Source organism: Pseudoalteromonas sp. OFAV1, from assembly GCF_021532595.1.
Taxonomy (GTDB): Bacteria; Pseudomonadota; Gammaproteobacteria; order Enterobacterales; family Alteromonadaceae; genus Pseudoalteromonas; species Pseudoalteromonas lipolytica_C.
This window is the reverse complement of record NZ_JAKGBG010000073.1, coordinates 1-17,168: the sequence shown is the minus strand read 5'-3', so window position 1 is coordinate 17,168 and position 17,168 is coordinate 1. Positions and strand designations below refer to the sequence as shown.

Here is a 17,168-nt window from a genome sequence, read left to right as displayed (position 1 = left end):
GCTGCCTCAGCACTTGCTGTTTCGTCAATGTGCAGGTTTAAGCTAGTCAACTGGGTGGTGATGAGTTGGCGAATGGTTTTATCGTCTTCAACTATGAGTAATTTTTCAGGGCGCATCGTTTAATCCAAGTAGCTAAGGCACATCCTTATGACCTTAGCGTAAGGAGTGCGATTGTTATTGCGTCCGCGTTATGACTATTCGAGCAACGGGGTTATCAAACTTGTATTGGCTTGTAAGCACTGAGCTTGCTAAACCATCATCTTGAGTTACAACTCCCGGGTGCATTGCTACCCGATTAATGTCGTCTCGCATTTCGTTAAAACCTTCACCTGAATCAGCCGGACCAGGAATAGTGCCAGCAGCTTCAGAGTTGGCTTCAGTGCCAGCATCATAGGAAAAACTAGTACGAGACAGTGACTCATTAACCGCTAACGAAGACACGTCTATAGCATTAAGACCGGTAAACGCATCATTTGTATTCACTAACATAGTTGCAACACTGATTTTTAATGAATCAAGCTCCCCGGTTGTTAGTACCATAGTAACCTGTTGACCCGGTGGTAGTGGGCTTTCTGCAGAAGCGGATTGCAAAGTGTATTCACTGGCTAAAAGCTCGCTGTTATCGCCGCCTTCGGCCATTAATTCAAGAGCACTAGAAGCTGGTTCGCCAATTTGCCATAGCATGCCATCGGTATGGGCAATCACGGCAACAGGTGAGAAAGGTTGAGCGGCAGTGAGATTAGTCACTTGCACGGTAAATTGATGGCTTTCTGCCATTTCTCCCATTTGGTTAGTCATCTCATCCACACTGTCTGTCATATCAACAGTCTTTTTATCAGAGCCACCGCAAGCTGTGAGGCTTCCTGCGAGTGCAATGATGAGTAAGCTTTTTGAAAAGCGCATAATAACCTCCTATTTCACTGTGATAGTTAACATAGCAACAGGGTTAAGCCATCTGTGAACGGTATTATTAAGGTCACTCACTCCACCTTCAGGATCATCGTCACCTAAGTTCCCAGGGTGAATATGAACCATCATATTGCTTTCGCTACTAGTTACACCGCTTGCATTCATACCGGCATTACCGCCCGGCGCAGCCGGAATACCTGGCATTCCCATAGCACCAGAGCCATCGACAACTCGTTCGTCATTTGCTTCGGTGCCTGCATCATAAGCGTTTAAATACAGGGTGTAAGTCCCTGCTTCTGATGGGATCATCCAACTGTCTAAACCAACAAAGCCATCATTGGTAGGCAGTAACATAGCTGTTAACGACAAGTAGTTGTTACCTTCACTGGTGGTAAGCGAAGCCATTGTAGAGCTGGTTGGCGCTAATAAGCCTTCGGCTGGATTAGCAACCATATCGTTATTTGCTGCAGCTGCTTCATTCATTAATGGTTCTATGTTACCGCCTTCAGCCATCGCTTGAAGAGCCATTGAAGCAGGTGTAGCTACGTTAAACATCTGGCTATCGTTAGTGTGAGCAGTAATTAAGATAGGAGTAAAGTGTAAGCCTTGCGTAAGGTTAGTTAGTTTTATATCAAGCTCAGCGGCTTGGCTTGTAAGGCTAGTGACTGCACATGCAGCAAACAAAGTTAAAGGTAAAGCTTTCATGATCGATTCCTGTTTTTGATGATTCAAAATCAGTATCGAACAGCAATATCCAAAAACTTTCACAAAGTTATCACATTTTTATCACAGCCAAAAAAGTCTTCTCAAAAGCCTTTTGTTTGTCTTTTGTGCACGTTTTTGTTTTAAATCTAAGCAAATTATCTATGGTAAAGTAGCCTAAAGGTTTATAGTAGAAACATAAACAGACCATAACAAGGAATTTAAAATGGATGATAATCAAAAAGTTGAAATAATTGTGGCCGATAAAGAGCAGCGTAATTGGGCGATGTTTTGTCATTTAAGTGCATTAGCGGGATTACTTTTCCCATTTGGCTCGGTTATTGGTCCGCTTATTATTTGGCTGGTGAAAAAGGAAGAAATGCCGCTTGTTGCTGAGCATGGCCGCAAGTCATTGAACTTTCAACTCACCATGATGATTGCTTACATTGTTAGCTTCTTACTGGTGTTTGTTGTTGTTGGTGTCATTTTATTACCAATCGTTGCACTGTTTTCTTTGATTATGGTTATTGTCTCGGCAATTAAAGCCAGTGATGGAAAAGAAGTTAATTACCCATTGACGATTGAATTTATAAAATAAACTGATTGCCATATAATGAGAGCTCAGCCCTTTGCTGAGCTTATTTTGTGGTATTTATGGCCTATTTCTCCTTATTCCTCAGCGCGTTTATTTCCGCAACCTTATTACCGAGCTCCTCTGAGTTAGTTATGACCGCCATGATTGCCAGTGGTGATTATCTACTTTGGTTGTTATGGCTAAGTGCAACCGTGGGTAATGTGCTTGGGAGTTGTGTGAATTATTGGCTAGGCACGCAAGTCATGCGTTTTAAAGACCGTAAATGGTTTCCTGTATCGCAAAAGTCGATAGATAAAGCAGAACAGCAATTTAATAAGTATGGTATCTACAGCTTGCTATTTGCTTGGTTGCCCATTATTGGCGATCCACTTACTGTGGTTGGAGGAATTTTTCGGGTAAAATTTTCTGTATTCGTCGCATTAGTCGCCCTAGGCAAAGGCGCGCGTTATTTAGCTGTGCTTGCCTTTGCGGTAGGACTAGGGCGTGTTTACCTTTTATGATTAATTTTGCAGCAGTGTGTTTGGTATTTAGGCAAGGCAGAGCCTATGTAGTGTGGTTGTTCCACATAAATAGGTGATAACGCAGCATCAATGCCAAACACGCGCTGCCCTTCGGGTTCTTCCTAGGGGCGATTAACTCTTTGTTGCTCGATTTTTACTTAGCCCACTAGGTTACAAATCTCGCGCCGCGATTAAATCGCCCCTAGAGTGAACAAATTTTAATCCACAAAGGTGAACACGCCCTTATTCTAGCTTTTTTGCCAATCAAGAGTCAGTGATACTGAATCAGCAAAGCGCAGCGCATGCGGTTTATCGACACGCACTTTGGCATAGTGAACACTTTGATGCTGGTGGCAAATCGCTAAAATTTCAGCAACCAATTTTTCTAGCAGTAAAAAGTGGCCTTCTTCGACAAGGCTGATCACTTCTTTAGTAATAGTCTTGTAGTTTAGCGCTTTATCGACTGCGTCAGTCTCACAAGCTTGATCAGCAGGGTAGTGAATTTCTAAATTAATCACTACATCTTGCTTTTTCTCGCGTTCCTCAGGGTTAAAACCAATGAAGGTTCGTAGCCTGAGGTTAGTGACATTAATAATTGCGTTAGCCATCATTACCCTCTAACTAGTTGTAAGAACTCGTTACGGGTTTTTGGATCTGCTCTGAAGTTGCCTAGCATGACCGATGTACGCATGCTTGAGTTTTGCTTTTCAACGCCGCGCATCATCATACACATATGTTTTGCTTCAACAATTACACCCACGCCTTTTGCTCCGGTTACTTCTTCAACCGCTTTAGCGATTTGATGGGTTAATTGCTCTTGAATTTGAAAACGGCGTGCGTACATATCAACAATACGCGCAAATTTAGATAAACCAAGAACTTTGCCATTTGGGATATAGGCAATATGACAACGACCAACGAATGGCAGCAAATGATGCTCACACATAGAGTAAAGTTCAATATCTTGAACCAGTACCATGTCATCGGCGTCTGATGTAAATACCGCATTGTTAGTGATCTCGTCTAACGTTTGGCGATAACCTTTTGTCAGATACTCCATTGCTTTAGCGGCGCGCTTAGGCGTGTCGAGTAACCCTTCTCGTTGTGGATCTTCACCCACGGCGCTAATAATTTCGTGGTAACTCTTTTTTAAATCATCGTGCATAGGATTCTCAGTAATTCGTTATTTTAAATGTCTGCCACCATCGACAGGCATCGAACGCCCGGTAATGTAATGGCTGTGTAGTAATAGCTCTACGCTGTGAATAATTTCAGCGCAACCAGGCTCAATGCCCATCAGTGATTTTTGTAATGTTTTTGCTTTGTATTCGTCGCTATCATCTTCGTTGAAAATGATTAATGACGGCGCAATTGCATTGACCTTGATTGCAGGGGCAAACTTAGCCGCGAATGATTTTGTTAAGTTATCAAGTGCAGCTTTGCTTGCAGCATAAGCAAGGTGTTTTGGACTACCTTTTTCAACGACATAATCGGTGAGATGAATAATATCGGCAGGGTGTCCTGTATTTTCGTAATGGTGTAGCAGTAAATCGCTCACTGCTAAATTTATTAGGTAGGGCGCTTTTGCATGAATTCGCATCATATTATCGAAAAGCGCTGCATAATCATGGTTACTTGCTTCGCAGTCCCAACTAGAAGCGTTATGAATTATGGCTTGAAGTTGATTGGTATGCGATTTTAATTGTTCTATGAAGTTGGCAATCGCTTCATCACTATTAAAGTCAGCATGAATACATGTAGCCCCTTGTCCAGCTAGTACATCAATGGCTTGATGACGCGTACGGTAGGTAACAATGATTTCTTGCCCTTGCGCTAAAAAGTGCTCGGCCAAAGCGAGTCCAATTCGTTGGCCTGCGCCAGTAATTAATATGGGCGATGACATAAACTAATATAAAACCTTAGATTTTTAATGTAATGAGTAATGTGTTTAACACTATCAACTATAAACCAAATTACAGAACTATTTCATCTTTACTGCAATGATGTTGCTAAACTTTCTACGCAAATGAAGATAACCCAGATCATTTTTAGTAATGGAGTTATTGTAGTTAGCTTGGTTTTGATAAGAAAAGCATGTCTTAAGCAAACCCAAAAAATCATTATCTCGCAGCTTTTAACGCCGGGCTAAAGGAAGTTTTAGGTATCAGGGAAGAGTTAGCTGTAGGCAATTAAACAGTGTTAATTGCCTACAGCTAGAAAATAATGCAGCAAATAATATTGTTGCTTACAGCGCGTCGTAAACGGTTGGAATAGCTTGACGTTTATGTTGAGTGCGAAGATAAATCGCAGTTAGCTTCTCTTCAACTTCTGCTGAGACTTCTTTGCCTTCTAAGAAATCGTCAATTTGATCATAAGTTAGGCCGAGCGCTTCTTCATCGGTTAAGCCTGGGCGGTCACATTCTAAATCAGCGGTAGGAGCTTTATGCACTAGCACTGCTGGTGCGCCTAGATGCTCTGCAAGAGCACGAACTTGGCGCTTAGATAAACCAAATAGAGGAGCAAGATCACATGCACCATCACCAAATTTTGTGTAAAAGCCGGTAATATTTTCAGCGCTATGGTCGGTGCCAACAACTAATCCTTGGCAGAAGCCTGCAATTTCATATTGTGCGACCATGCGCTGGCGTGCTTTAACATTACCCTTAATGAAATCTATTTTAGCTTGTTCAGGAAGCTCTGCACTTGCACCGACTACCGCGGCCATAGCTTGTTCATGCATACCATCTACAGCTGCTTTGATATTAACCGTCATGCGCTTTGATGGCTTGATAAAGTCAACCGCAAGTTGTGCTTCGTCTTCATCTGCTTGTACACCGTAAGGTAAACGTACAGCAATGAACTGATAATCGTTGGTGTTATGTTCTTGGTTTAATTCATCTACAGCTAATTGACATAAACGACCACAGGTTGATGAATCAACACCGCCACTGATCCCTAATACAAGCGAGCGTGAGTGCGCAGCAATGAGACGGCTTTTTAGAAAGTTGACGCGACGAGTGATTTCCGCTTTTACATCAATAGTGGGTTGGACTTTCATTTCTGCCAGAATGTCGGCACGCATGGTAGAGCTCCTTTTTTACTTTTGGTTGTCAGCGTGGAAGCCCCAAGACGAATGGGGTAGCTACATTATGTTACGGGTCAGGTTATTATTAAAGACCTAAATGCGCTTTTATTTCGTTAATTTGTTGCTTAAGTTCGTCTATTTCAGCTCTTAATTGTTGAACTTCGCTACTGTTAATTGCTTCAGGCTCACTCAGCATCTCTTCGATACTATCTGGATCAACGAATAAGTGCATATAACGACTTTCTCGTTTTCCTGGCTCACGGGCTAAGCGAGTGACATATTCTTTCTCGATTAATGCAGCTAAAGCTGCTTCCACTTCATTAACATTACTAAACTCAGCAAGGCGGTTACTTCGGGTTCTAAGCTCGCCGGGGGTTTGTGGTCCGCGTAATAGTAGCAAACAGATAATAGCACGCTGTTGTTCGGTAAATTGCAAGCTGCCAAACTCGGTATTGCAAAAGCGGTGCGCGTACTTATTAACCCGCCCAGAAAGGCCTTCATCTAAGGTTACTAATCGCTGCGCAATGAGTTCATCAAGGGTATCTTGTACTTGTGATTCAGATAACGACAGTACTGGATCTCGATTAGATTTTTGGTTGCAAGCGTTGGTAAGTGAATTTAAAGATAATGGATAATGTTCAGGTGTTGTACTTTGTTTTTCGAGCAAACAGCCAATGACGCGTTGTTGATTTATTGATAATTGCATTGTTTTACTCTCTATTCTTCAGTGCTTAACCACACGGTTAGTTTTTTACTGAGCGTATCAAACTTCAAAGGTTTGGTAACATAATCATTCATGCCCGCATTTAAACAGCGTTCTTTGTCACCTTGCATTGCATTAGCGGTGAGCGCAATGATAGTTACATCTTGATGTGCCTTACCAGCTTCACCTGCACGAATTGCCCGAGTTGCTTGGTAGCCATCCATTTCTGGCATTTGGCAATCCATAAGCACGAGTTGGTAAGGCATTTGCTCGCGACGAGATAGCTTAGCAATTGCTTCAAGGCCATTTTCAGCTATGTCGAAGCTGATACCTACCTGCTTTAAAAGCGATCCAGCAACAATTTGATTAACCTTATTATCTTCAACTAGCAGCACTTGTGAAGCAGAATTTTCATCTTGGGTGGCAACTTTTGTAATCAGTGTGTCGTTGTTTACTTGTTGTTGCTCAATGTATTTTTCGTTAGCAAGTGAGTTAAATAAATCTGACTGGGTCAAAGGTTTAAAAATGATACTCTCAGCTTTTAAGGGCTGTTTGCTTTGCACTTCGGTCAAACTCATTGGTGCCATTAAAATACGTTTACACTGTTCGGCATTAAAGTGTTTAACAAAAACTTGTTGTTGCTCTTTAGTTGCGTTGGTATAAAACAAGAAATCAACGAAAATCGCGTCACATTCGACATGTTCCGTCATAGCCACGCGACTCAATAAACGTGTCATATCGGTAAATACTTCAACGCTGGCACCCCATAGTTGCAGCTGTTTTTTCGCTATATTGCTACTCAACTTACAATTATCTGCAATAAATATATGTTTTTTATCAATAATATGGCTGGGTTCTAGGGCTTTCTTTTTATGATCTATTTTCACTTTTACAGAGAAATTAAAAGTACTGCCTTCTCCATATGAGCTGACCACACTCACATCGCCCTTCATTAGGTTACATAGTTGTTTAACAATCGCTAAGCCAAGCCCTGTACCGCCATATTGGCGAGTTGTTGAGGTATCTGCTTGGGTAAATGAGTCAAATAATGTAGCTTGCTTTTCAGGCTTAATACCGACTCCGGTATCAATGATGGAACAGTTTAAAAAGTGCTCGTCATCTAATTTCTCAAGCTTAGCAATAATAATTATTTTGCCATTTTTAGTGAATTTAACCGCATTACTAACGAGGTTGTTGATAATTTGTCTGATCCTGTTTGGATCACTGACAATAAATTCGTGATAAATATCAGTCGTATCAAGGATAAGTTTGGTGTTGTTTTGTTCGGCTTTAATTGCAAATGATTCGATGGTGTTGCCGAACAGTTTTGAAATATTAAAGCTAACATTTTCGATATCTAGTTTACCGGCTTCAATTTTTGAGAAATCTAAGATGTCGTTAATGATATGCAAAAGTGACTCGGCTGAAGATTGTGCTAGCTCTAGATGATGGCTCTGTTGGCTATCTAATTTAGATTGCTTAATGATATTGAGCATGCCAATCACCCCATTCATTGGAGTGCGTATTTCATGGCTCATACTTGCTAAGAACTCACTTTTTGCTTTTACTGCTTGTTCAGCTGCTTCTTTAGCTTGCACTAGTTGCTGCTCGGTTTCTATACGGCGTTGGCTGGCGTGTAAACTACCAATTAGCGCTGCAACAGCAATTAAAAAACTTTCTTCGTTTTTGCTCCATTGCCTGCGAGATTTGCATTTTTCTGCGCACACAACCCCCATGGTTTTACTACCGGTGGGAATGATCACCGTGAGCATTGAGCATATTTTAAATCGTTCAAAATAAGTTGTTCGTAATTCTTTTAAAAACGGATGGTGCGGGGCATCACTAGCATTTACAACGGCATTGTTATTAATGGCGTCAAAGTAATCAGGGTAATCAATTTGTTTTAGTGTGGTTGCTTCTCGTATTTGTGGTGTATTCTCGTCATGAACAGCAAAGGTATCGAGAGACTCTCTGTCGTCACTAAATAACCAAATGCTGGCACGGTCAACGTCAAAAGCATGACAAATCGCTTGTACAATGACATGCTTTGATAAATTCAAATTACCCGTTAGTACAGCATCATTAACAGTGAGCGACGCTAAAATCTCGTTGTGTAAAGCTACTTTCCTGTTTTCAATTTCAACTCGTTTACGGGCATCAATATTTTGCAGTGAGCCGAATACTTTTATGCAGCGGCCATTACGATGTTCGGTTTCGGCGTGAACTAACACCCATATTTCATCCCCATCAGCTGTGACGACTTGTACCTGAGTTTCAAAGCTTTCGCCGTTTTTTATAGCGCGCTCATTCAATTGGCGGATTTTATCGCGGCTTTCACCGGCTTTAAAATAACTATAATTTTGAGGCCACTCGGGCTGCTTGCTCAGCGGAAATTTAAAAATTTGTTTGGTCATATCAGACCAATACACAGATTTTGTTTCTAGGTTGAACGACCATGCCCCTACTTTGGCAAGACTACTCATAGTCTCTAGCATTCGCTCACTCTTATATTGCCGCTCAAGCATTTTCAGAAAAAACCATGAGCAACCTGCAAATAAAACACAAAATAAAATAATGGCTAACCGTAGTGGCCAAATGGCAGAAGCAGGGGGGTGCCAACCTGCTTTGGGTGATGCGTACATTTGCCACTTACCACCCGGGAAGTGAATTATAAAATCGAGAGGATCATTTTTTAAAATTGCACTTTTTCCGTAAAAGAAATCTCCTTGTGAGCCCAGACCATTTCGCCCTTGCAGGGCAACATCATAATTTTCACTGAGCGAAACTAAACCAGAGTTTACATATATTTTATTGATATCAAGTACCACAGATAATAATCCCCAAAACTGTTGTTCTGGAGGAATAAATACAGGCATACGTGCGATGAGTGCCTGTCCACCTTGTACTAGCTCTAATGGGCCAGCCATAACAATCTGGTTTTCATCTCGTGCTCTGAGCGCATCTGCGCGTTGTGCTGCATTTTCTAAAAAATTAAGCCCAATTGATTTTTCGTTACCTTCAAGGGGGTAGGTCATTCGAATAACCATATTGGGAGCCGCACCAATATTTCTTAGTTCAGATGAGGTTTCAAATAGTGGAGAGGCTATTTGGCTGTAACGAGCTTGATCTAAATTTGGCTCCGCCGTTATAGCTACGGCGAGACCGCGAACAAGTTGAATATTTGAGACGAGGATCGCTTCTAATTCAGCCCGATAAGCACTTACTTTTGCTAGCTCTTGCGCACGGAAAGCATCTTTTTCACGGTGATAATTTATCCGATCAATCACGATACCTATAACGATAACAAGCACGAGAGATAGCCAAAAAGCTAACTTTAATTTATGTAATTTCTTATTATCAGTGTCGATCGTTAATGGCATTAGAAGCATTGATTTTTTTACTATTTAATTACTATAGACAATTTACCTTGTAATTAACAATGGGGACTTTGATATGTAAGTTATTTGTCTGTGGGTCGTTTTCTCAGTTCAGTGATCATTATTTTGTATGAAGACACTATTTTTTCACAAAACTTAGGTTAATATAGTGTTACTTTAGCTAAGGGAAGCAAGCATGTTTAAGATAATCAAATGGTTACTAGTCGCTTCGCTCATCATCGGACTATTGGCAACAGGCCTCATCTATGGGGTGTTGAATCTAAGTTTGCCAGCACTTGATGGTCGAGGACAAAGTAATGCAATTACTCACTCAGTGAAGATTGAGCGTGATGCTTTGGGGCAAGCTGTTATTAGCGCTCAAAATCGCTTAGATGCTGCTTATGCGCTTGGTTTTGCGCATGGCCAAGACCGATTCTTTCAAATGGATTTATTGCGCCGTAATGCGGCGGGTGAATTAAGTGAGCTGTTTGGTAAAGCTGCGTTAGAGCTTGATAAAAAAATGCGTTTTCATCAATTACGTCAGCGTAGCCAGTTTTTAGTTGAGCAACTACCTGCTGCAGATAAGACGCTACTTAAAGCCTATGCTAATGGCGTGAACGAAGGTTATGCGCAATTGGGTTTTGATAGCTTTGAATACATATTAACAGGCTCGAGTGCTCAACCTTGGCAAAGCGAAGACAGTTTGTTGGTTATTTTTAGTATGTACTTAGACTTACAAACAGCAACATTTGAACGAGATAAAACGCTGATAGAAATTGAGCAGCTTTACGGTAAAGACATGGTTGACTTTATTACCCAGCCAAGCCCTTATCAGGCTGCACTTGATAACAGTCAGTTACCTGCATACGGTGCAGGGATCCCTGCTTTAAACAAATCATCATGGGTAATCAACGATATTCTCGACCGAAAAGAATTAGGGAGTAATAATTGGGCCGTTACAGGGCAGTTAACTAAAACGGGCGCTGCAATGTTATCTGATGATATGCACCTTTCTTTTGCGGTGCCAATCATTTGGTATCGCGCTCAACTTAATTATCCTGTTGATGGTCAGATGCAGCAAATTACCGGTGTATCATTGCCGGGGGCACCGGCAATTGTGGTTGGTACAAATAATAAAATCGCGTGGGGTTTTACCAATGGTTATTTAGATACCGCCGATTGGGTAGCGCTTGAGAGTAAAGAGAAAACGTGGCAAATAGATGAACCCATTTTACTTAATGATGGCAAGGTTGAAAATTATGCTTTGACCATGAGTGAGTATGGTCCCGTTAAAGAAATTAATGGCAAACCCTATGCTTTAAGTTGGGTTGCTCACCATGATTATGCCGTTGATATGGACTTATTAAAGCTTGAAAGTGCAAAAACGGTTGATGATGCGCTAGCTATTGCTGCAGACGTTGGTATTCCGGTGCAAAACTTAATGGTGGTCGACGATAAAGGCAATGCTGCATGGAAAAATATGGGAGCAGTGCCTGCACGTAAAGTGCCTCATCAACTGGCTGTGTCTGAACAAGCTTACTCTGCAGCTTGGCATGAGAATGAAACGGATCGTCCCTTTGTAAAAAATCCTGAGAGCGGTCGTTTATGGACTGGTAATTCTCGTGTTGTTTCGGCTAAAGATGATGAGCGATTTGGTAATGGTGCATACGCGATGGGGGCAAGATCAGCACAAATTCGCGATCGTTTATTTGAAAAGCAGCAATTTACCGAGCAAGATTTTTATTCATTACAGCATGATAACGAGGCGCGCTTTTTAGCACCATGGCATCAATTACTGGTTAAACAGCTTAGTACTGCAGGCGATAAATATGCGCTGTATTTAAAAGAGCTAAATAACTGGCAGGCGTGTGCTTGTAGTGACTCAAGTGGTTACACCTTAGTAAAACGTTACCGCAGTGAAGTGATTAATAGCTTATTTAGCCCATTAGAAAATAAGCTAAAAGATCTCGACAGTAGTTTAAAGCCAGTTAAGCGAGATTTAGAGCCTGCCGTTTGGCAACTTATCGAAGCTCAGCCTCAAACATGGTTAAACCCTGATTATGCAAACTGGCAACAGCAAATGGTAGGAGCCTTTGACCGCGTTATTACTAAACTTACAGAGCAGTACGGTAATAATCCACACAGTTGGCAATGGGGTAAGGTCAACGAATTAGTGATTGAGCACCCGTTTGCCAAGCAAATACCGGCACTTAAAAGCTTATTAAATATGCCTACAGCTCCTGGTTTTGGCGATACCTTCATGCCAGCAGTCCAAGGTCGTAGCTTTGGCGCTTCACAGCGTTTTATAGTACAACCAGGCCATTTAGATAAAGCGATTATGGCGATTCCTGGTGGTCAATCAGGGCATCCGTTGTCGGAGTTTTATCGAGCTGGATTTGACGACTATGTGAGTAACGGTTTAACTCCTCTATTACCACAAGAGATTATTCATAGTATTCGTATTGATGCGGTTAACTAACCGCATCAATATCATCGAAAGTAGGGTTGGAACCTTTCGCGACAGTGGTTTGATTTCGACCCAAGTGTTTACTTTGATACAAGGCCGTATCAGCGTGTTGTAGCATTTTTTCTATCGGTGCAAGAGGCTGCCACTCGATTAAACCAAAGCTCATAGTGATTGTTAAATCAGGGAAATCGGGATGGGCATCAAGCTCGGCTATCTGTTGACGAAGCGCTTCTATTTTAGCAAAAGCTTGTTGCTCATTAGTATTTGTAAGTATCAATAAAAACTCTTCACCTCCCCAACGAACAGCAATGTCATCCTCACTGATAAAGTCACTAATTAGTTTTGATACATTTATTAAGATGGTGTCACCTTTATCATGACCAAAGGTATCATTAATACTTTTGAACCTGTCAATGTCAGCCATAACCATACATAGATTGGCATCTTGCTCGATACTCTTTTTATGTGCCATTGAGATGAGCTTTTTCGCAAACCGTCGGTTGTATAATTTTGTTAATGGATCTCGAGCGGCCATCTCGGTGAGCTCAACGCGTTGTGAAAGCGTAATTTCACGAATAAGCCCCATCCCATACACCATAGGTAATCCGGCAATGATGACGTTTATCACATTGATATATGGAAGAAGTTCAGGATAAGCGAAACCATAGGTTACGTCTGAGAAAAATAAATACAACGAAGCAAAGGTAGCAATCATTAACAAGCTGTATGTTGCAGCCCATTTAAAAGTAAGCTGGTAATCAATCATCAAAATACACGACACAGTCCATAAATAGAACTGAAACCCAGCACCTAAGCCAAGAGTTGCGCAGACAATAACTGCATGAATAAGCACTTCGAGGCAAAACACCCTCAAAGCAAGAGAGGTTAAGCCTTGCTTTATAAGGAAAATACCACTGCCCCAAGCAAATACACTTAAAATGTTAACTATAGCGAGCATGTTCGCGCCAATGTGCGCGAAAGCGGGGATTAGTAAAGCATGTACAGCTAATGCGAAATAGGCAATTTTAGTAATAATAAGAAACTTTACATGCTCTATTTCTTCTAATCCAGACTGTTTGGTTTGTCTTAGTAAATGTTTTATCAAACCAACCTCATACACACTTACAGGGAGAAATTAAAGTATAGATGATTATTTGAACAATGCGGCAGTGTTGTCAGGTGCTTTTAATATCAGCACAATAAAATTTTTGTATAATGCTAATTAAAGCCTTGTTCACCTGCAGTTTGCTAAGTTTAAGGCTTGGCAGAGCTCATAATTGATGCCACTCTAAATAAAACCAATCTAGAAACATGAGAATATCTTGTTTTATTGATTATCCTCTCGTGCCTAAAAGGAGTAAGTATGCCGGCGGAAAAAACGCATTTAGCGATCTGTAATTTAACTAAAGAGCAGTATCCACAAATCAAAACTCTCATGGATCAAGCGTATCCGGGGCTCGGTGGTGCTTGGCCAAGTCACACTATTTTTAGGTTAATAGACCAGTTTCCGGAAGGGCAAATAGGCATTGTTGATGACGGTGTTTTGGTAGGAATTGCGCTTAGCGTACAGGTTGATTACGGACGCTTTTCTAACCCTCATACTTATGAAGACATTGTTGATGGTCACGACCGTGTATTTAGTGACCCTGAAGGTGATGCCTTATATGGTTTAGATGTGGTCATTTCATCGACTCACCGAGGTATGCGACTTGGTCGTCGTTTATACGATGCGCGAAAAGAGTTGTGCCGCCAGTATAACTTACGGGCCATTTTAGCAGGTGGGCGAATTCCGCGTTATTACAATCACAGTGCAGAGATGACTCCGATGGAGTACATCGAAAAAGTTGACCACAAAGAGCTGTACGATCCGATTTTAAGCTTTCAGCTATCTAATGATTTCCAAGTAAAACGTCTACTTAAAAAGTATCTTCCTGAAGATCAGGAATCTGTTGGTTATGCCACTTTACTAGAGTGGAATAACATTATGTTTGAGCCGACTGATACGGTACTTGAGTCGACCAAATCAATTGTGCGCGTCGGTGCTGTACAGTGGCAAATGCGCTGTGTTGAGTCTGTTGAAGAGCTGCTTAAGCAAGTGGAATATTTTGTTGATACGGTATCAGATTATAAGAGTGACTTTATTCTGTTTCCGGAGTTTTTCAATGCACCGTTAATGGGACTCACTGAGCAAAGCAATCAAACCGAAGCAATTCGCTATCTGGCCGAATACACAGAAACATTCCGTGATGCTATGTCGCGTATGGCGGTTGAATATAACGCCAATATTATCACCGGTTCTATGCCGCTTGCTGAAGACGACAAGATTTATAATGTCAGCTATTTGTGCCACCGTAGCGGTAAAATTGATGAGCAGCGCAAAATTCATATTACGCCCCATGAGCAAAATGACTGGGTGATCCAAGGCGGTGACAAAATTGCCGTATTTGAAACGGATGCGGGTCGTGTTGGTATTCAAATTTGTTACGATGTTGAGTTCCCTGAGCTGTCACGTATTCTCGCTAAACAAGGGCTGGATATTTTGTTTGTACCATTTTGGACAGATACCAAAAACAGTTACTTACGTGTTCGTCATTGTGCCCAAGCACGCGCAATCGAAAATGAATGTTATGTTGTGATTGCAGGCTCTGTTGGTAACTTACCTGAAGTAGAGAGTTTAGACGTACAATACTCGCAATCGGCAGTGCTTACGCCATCAGACTTCTCATTCCCGCATGATGCGACCTTGAATGAAGCAACACCTAATACCGAAATGTTGTTATTCAGTGATTTAGATATGGATAAACTGAAAATCCTTCACAGTGAAGGTACGGTAAGAAACTTAAAGGACCGCCGTGAAGATCTGTATGACGTGATCTTGAAAAAGCGAGAGCAATAATGGCGTGGCTGTATTTAATTGTCGCAGGACTGTTAGAGATTGGTTGGCCAGTCGGCCTTAAAATGTCTCAACAGCCAGATAGTCGCTGGTTAGGTATTGCAATAGCTGTCGCCTTTATGGTCGCCAGTGGGTTTATGTTGTGGTTGGCGCAAAAGGATATTCCGATGGGGACATCCTATGCGGTATGGACAGGCATAGGAGCCGCAGGCACTTTCTTAGTTGGTATTTTATTTTATGGTGATGCCGCCACATTTGGCCGCATTGCCGGAGTACTTTTGATAATTAGTGGTGTAATAACCCTAAAAATTAGTCATTAAAAAAGCGGCATTACCGCTTTTTTAATGACTAGGAATAAGCCTAATTGGGTAGCATTACCAGAATCGCTGCCAGTGCAATTAACACAAGCCCCGCTGTGTCTTGGCGTTTCAACGGCTGTTTTAGCCAAAGAATCGATACCATAATGGTAAAAAACACTTCAATTTGCCCCAGTGTTTTTACATAAGCAACATGCTGCAAGCTCATGGCGCTAAACCAACCGATGGAACCTAAACAGCTACACACACTAACAGCGGTCGTGGTGCCTTTGTGATGCCACATTTTCTTAAATGTATCGCGCTCTTTGAGGGCAATATAAACGCACAGCATCAAGGTTTGTAAGCTGATAATCAGTACCAATACCCAAGCCGCCGAGTGTGGGAAAGTCAGCCCTGAATTTAAGCTTGCTTCGCGGATCCACGACGATGAAAGAGCAAATGAAGTACCGCAAGCAAGCCCAAGAAGTGCAGTGCCCAAATTAAAGTGTTTAACATTCGCGATGCCACTTAATAGCAATACCGCAATTGCACCAATAAAGACCCCAATCCAGCCTAGTAACGACAGCGCTGAGCCAAAGAACATAACACCTAAAATGGCCGCCATCAGTGCTTCACTTTTTGCAAGCCCTGCGCCGACTGCAAAGTTATTCATTTTAAATAGTTTTACCATCAAGCCTGTGGCAACGATTTGGACGATACTGGCGCCAACAATGTAGCCAATAAAAGCCAGATTAAAGTCAGGAAGTGCAGCGTCTTGGTATTGATAAAGTGCAAATAAATAAAGGGCAGCAATCGGGCTGGCAACAATAAAGCGGGCAAGCGTCACCCCTGCAACACTCACTGTTGCACTGAGTTTACTTTGCAGAGCATTGCGCCATGACTGCATAAACGCTGCAAAAATAGTTAAGAAAATCCAAGTCATATTGAAAATATATTAATGGGGGGAGGCAATTAGAGTATCAAAACCAAAGTATTAGGGCATTAGCTTATCGACCAACTTGAGAAAAACTCAGCTGTGACAATATGTCGCAGGGCTTTTAAGTAATCATTAGGCTATAGTAGCAATGATGCTATTGCTAGCCGTTGCTTTTAGAAGTAGCGGCTTTTTTTTGTTTGCTGTAGGGTAAGCTATTACAGTTAAAAATAAGGAAATATCATGACAACACTGATTATCTGCGCACTCATCGCAGTACTCATACCTTATTTAGCTAAAGCCCCCGTGGCTTTTGCACAAAATAAGCTAGCAGGCTACGACAATAAGCACCCTCGCGAACAACAAGCAAAACTAACCGGCTTTGGTGCTCGTGCATTAGCAGCACATCAAAATAGCTTTGAATCGTTGATTATTTTTGCAGTAGCGCTGGCGGTGGTAATCGGTAGTAATAATATCTATCAGGTGACTGAAACCCTTGCGATTGTGCATGTTATTGCTCGCGTTCTATACTGTATTTTCTACTACATAAACCAAGATATATTGCGCTCATTAGTCTGGTTTATTGGTTATGTTTGCGCTGTGGCGATGATCGCTCTTTGCCTCTAGTCATAAGGTAAATAGTTAAAAACCACAAAGCAAGCGGCTTAAATAAGGCGCTTGCTTTAGGGTCTTAAGTTGCTACAGCT

General features: G+C 41.6%; 16 protein-coding genes. 6 read left to right on the top strand and 10 right to left on the bottom strand.

Annotation, left to right across the window (positions count from 1 at the left end; genetic code table 11):
* Positions 1-174: 174 nt before the first annotated feature.
* Positions 175-903, bottom strand: a complete 729-nt coding sequence (locus L1267_RS22725) for a spondin domain-containing protein (protein ID WP_235384273.1) — start codon at positions 901-903, stop codon at positions 175-177.
* A 9-nt stretch (positions 904-912) separates the two neighbouring features.
* Positions 913-1,614 (bottom strand): spondin domain-containing protein, encoded by a 702-nt coding sequence (locus L1267_RS22720; RefSeq protein WP_235384271.1) that lies wholly within the window; start codon positions 1,612-1,614, stop codon positions 913-915.
* Between the two features lie 223 nt (positions 1,615-1,837).
* Here L1267_RS22720 and L1267_RS22715 point away from each other — a divergent pair, with 223 nt between their 5' ends.
* On the top strand, positions 1,838-2,209 hold the full coding sequence (locus L1267_RS22715) for a DUF4870 domain-containing protein (RefSeq protein WP_135923145.1): 372 nt from the start codon (positions 1,838-1,840) through the stop codon (positions 2,207-2,209).
* Between the two features lie 56 nt (positions 2,210-2,265).
* On the top strand, positions 2,266-2,706 hold the full coding sequence (locus L1267_RS22710) for a YqaA family protein (protein ID WP_235384270.1): 441 nt from the start codon (positions 2,266-2,268) through the stop codon (positions 2,704-2,706).
* Positions 2,707-2,954: 248 nt separating this feature from the next.
* On the opposite strand, the gene folX is transcribed toward L1267_RS22710, so the two are convergent.
* The 6 genes from folX to L1267_RS22680 form a co-directional block, all read right to left on the bottom strand.
* Positions 2,955-3,314 carry a dihydroneopterin triphosphate 2'-epimerase gene (folX, locus tag L1267_RS22705; protein ID WP_054554637.1) on the bottom strand — a complete coding sequence of 120 codons (360 nt, stop codon included), beginning with the start codon at positions 3,312-3,314 and terminating at the stop codon, positions 2,955-2,957.
* Between the two features lie 2 nt (positions 3,315-3,316).
* The gene (gene folE, locus L1267_RS22700; RefSeq protein WP_135923147.1) at positions 3,317-3,871 is read right to left on the bottom strand and encodes a GTP cyclohydrolase I FolE; all 555 of its coding nucleotides are present in this window, start codon (positions 3,869-3,871) and stop codon (positions 3,317-3,319) included.
* A gap of 18 nt (positions 3,872-3,889) precedes the next feature.
* Positions 3,890-4,609 (bottom strand): dihydromonapterin reductase, encoded by a 720-nt coding sequence (gene folM / locus L1267_RS22695; protein WP_135923148.1) that lies wholly within the window; start codon positions 4,607-4,609, stop codon positions 3,890-3,892.
* 342 nt (positions 4,610-4,951) lie between these two features.
* Positions 4,952-5,788 (bottom strand): ammonia-dependent NAD(+) synthetase, encoded by an 837-nt coding sequence (gene nadE, locus L1267_RS22690; protein ID WP_135923149.1) that lies wholly within the window; start codon positions 5,786-5,788, stop codon positions 4,952-4,954.
* Positions 5,789-5,876: 88 nt separating this feature from the next.
* On the bottom strand, positions 5,877-6,497 hold the full coding sequence (locus L1267_RS22685) for a YceH family protein (RefSeq protein ID WP_135923150.1): 621 nt from the start codon (positions 6,495-6,497) through the stop codon (positions 5,877-5,879).
* Positions 6,498-6,508: 11 nt separating this feature from the next.
* Positions 6,509-9,874 (bottom strand): ATP-binding protein, encoded by a 3,366-nt coding sequence (locus L1267_RS22680; RefSeq protein ID WP_235384268.1) that lies wholly within the window; start codon positions 9,872-9,874, stop codon positions 6,509-6,511.
* 193 nt (positions 9,875-10,067) lie between these two features.
* Here L1267_RS22680 and L1267_RS22675 point away from each other — a divergent pair, with 193 nt between their 5' ends.
* Complete coding sequence (locus L1267_RS22675) at positions 10,068-12,350, top strand: penicillin acylase family protein (protein WP_235384266.1); 2,283 nt, start codon at positions 10,068-10,070, stop codon at positions 12,348-12,350.
* On the opposite strand, the gene L1267_RS22670 is transcribed toward L1267_RS22675, so the two are convergent.
* A complete protein-coding gene (locus tag L1267_RS22670; RefSeq protein WP_235384265.1) occupies positions 12,343-13,443 on the bottom strand; it encodes a GGDEF domain-containing protein in 1,101 nt (366 codons plus the stop codon). The two genes, L1267_RS22675 and L1267_RS22670, sit on opposite strands and share 8 nt — an antisense overlap.
* A 258-nt stretch (positions 13,444-13,701) precedes the next feature.
* On the opposite strand from L1267_RS22670, the gene L1267_RS22665 reads away from it, so the two are divergent.
* Complete coding sequence (locus tag L1267_RS22665; RefSeq protein WP_135923153.1) at positions 13,702-15,234, top strand: carbon-nitrogen hydrolase family protein; 1,533 nt, start codon at positions 13,702-13,704, stop codon at positions 15,232-15,234.
* Positions 15,234-15,551: a DMT family transporter gene (locus L1267_RS22660; RefSeq protein WP_235384264.1), complete on the top strand. Its 318-nt coding sequence runs from the start codon at positions 15,234-15,236 to the stop codon at positions 15,549-15,551. The genes L1267_RS22665 and L1267_RS22660 overlap by 1 nt, the downstream gene beginning before the upstream one ends.
* Positions 15,552-15,591: 40 nt before the next feature.
* Here L1267_RS22660 and L1267_RS22655 read toward each other — a convergent pair whose 3' ends face one another.
* Positions 15,592-16,470, bottom strand: a complete 879-nt coding sequence (locus L1267_RS22655; protein ID WP_235384262.1) for a DMT family transporter — start codon at positions 16,468-16,470, stop codon at positions 15,592-15,594.
* A 234-nt stretch (positions 16,471-16,704) separates the two neighbouring features.
* On the opposite strand from L1267_RS22655, the gene L1267_RS22650 reads away from it, so the two are divergent.
* Positions 16,705-17,088, top strand: a complete 384-nt coding sequence (locus L1267_RS22650; protein ID WP_135923156.1) for an MAPEG family protein — start codon at positions 16,705-16,707, stop codon at positions 17,086-17,088.
* The last annotated feature ends 80 nt before the right edge of the window (positions 17,089-17,168 follow it).

What these genes read in the sequence shown, in the direction of transcription:
- L1267_RS22720 (WP_235384271.1), bottom strand. Translation starts at nt 1,614, where the DNA reads ATGAAAGCTTTACCTTTAACTTTGTTTGCTGCATGTGCAGTCACTAGC.
- L1267_RS22655 (WP_235384262.1), bottom strand. Translation starts at nt 16,470, where the DNA reads ATGACTTGGATTTTCTTAACTATTTTTGCAGCGTTTATGCAGTCATGG.
- L1267_RS22715 (WP_135923145.1), top strand. Translation starts at nt 1,838, where the DNA reads ATGGATGATAATCAAAAAGTTGAAATAATTGTGGCCGATAAAGAGCAG.
- folX (WP_054554637.1), bottom strand. Translation starts at nt 3,314, where the DNA reads ATGGCTAACGCAATTATTAATGTCACTAACCTCAGGCTACGAACCTTC.
- L1267_RS22650 (WP_135923156.1), top strand. Translation starts at nt 16,705, where the DNA reads ATGACAACACTGATTATCTGCGCACTCATCGCAGTACTCATACCTTAT.
- L1267_RS22660 (WP_235384264.1), top strand. Translation starts at nt 15,234, where the DNA reads ATGGCGTGGCTGTATTTAATTGTCGCAGGACTGTTAGAGATTGGTTGG.
- nadE (WP_135923149.1), bottom strand. Translation starts at nt 5,788, where the DNA reads ATGCGTGCCGACATTCTGGCAGAAATGAAAGTCCAACCCACTATTGAT.
- L1267_RS22675 (WP_235384266.1), top strand. Translation starts at nt 10,068, where the DNA reads ATGTTTAAGATAATCAAATGGTTACTAGTCGCTTCGCTCATCATCGGA.
- L1267_RS22725 (WP_235384273.1), bottom strand. Translation starts at nt 903, where the DNA reads ATGCGCTTTTCAAAAAGCTTACTCATCATTGCACTCGCAGGAAGCCTC.
- L1267_RS22665 (WP_135923153.1), top strand. Translation starts at nt 13,702, where the DNA reads ATGCCGGCGGAAAAAACGCATTTAGCGATCTGTAATTTAACTAAAGAG.
- L1267_RS22685 (WP_135923150.1), bottom strand. Translation starts at nt 6,497, where the DNA reads ATGCAATTATCAATAAATCAACAACGCGTCATTGGCTGTTTGCTCGAA.
- L1267_RS22710 (WP_235384270.1), top strand. Translation starts at nt 2,266, where the DNA reads ATGGCCTATTTCTCCTTATTCCTCAGCGCGTTTATTTCCGCAACCTTA.
- folM (WP_135923148.1), bottom strand. Translation starts at nt 4,609, where the DNA reads ATGTCATCGCCCATATTAATTACTGGCGCAGGCCAACGAATTGGACTC.
- L1267_RS22680 (WP_235384268.1), bottom strand. Translation starts at nt 9,874, where the DNA reads ATGCCATTAACGATCGACACTGATAATAAGAAATTACATAAATTAAAG.
- folE (WP_135923147.1), bottom strand. Translation starts at nt 3,871, where the DNA reads ATGCACGATGATTTAAAAAAGAGTTACCACGAAATTATTAGCGCCGTG.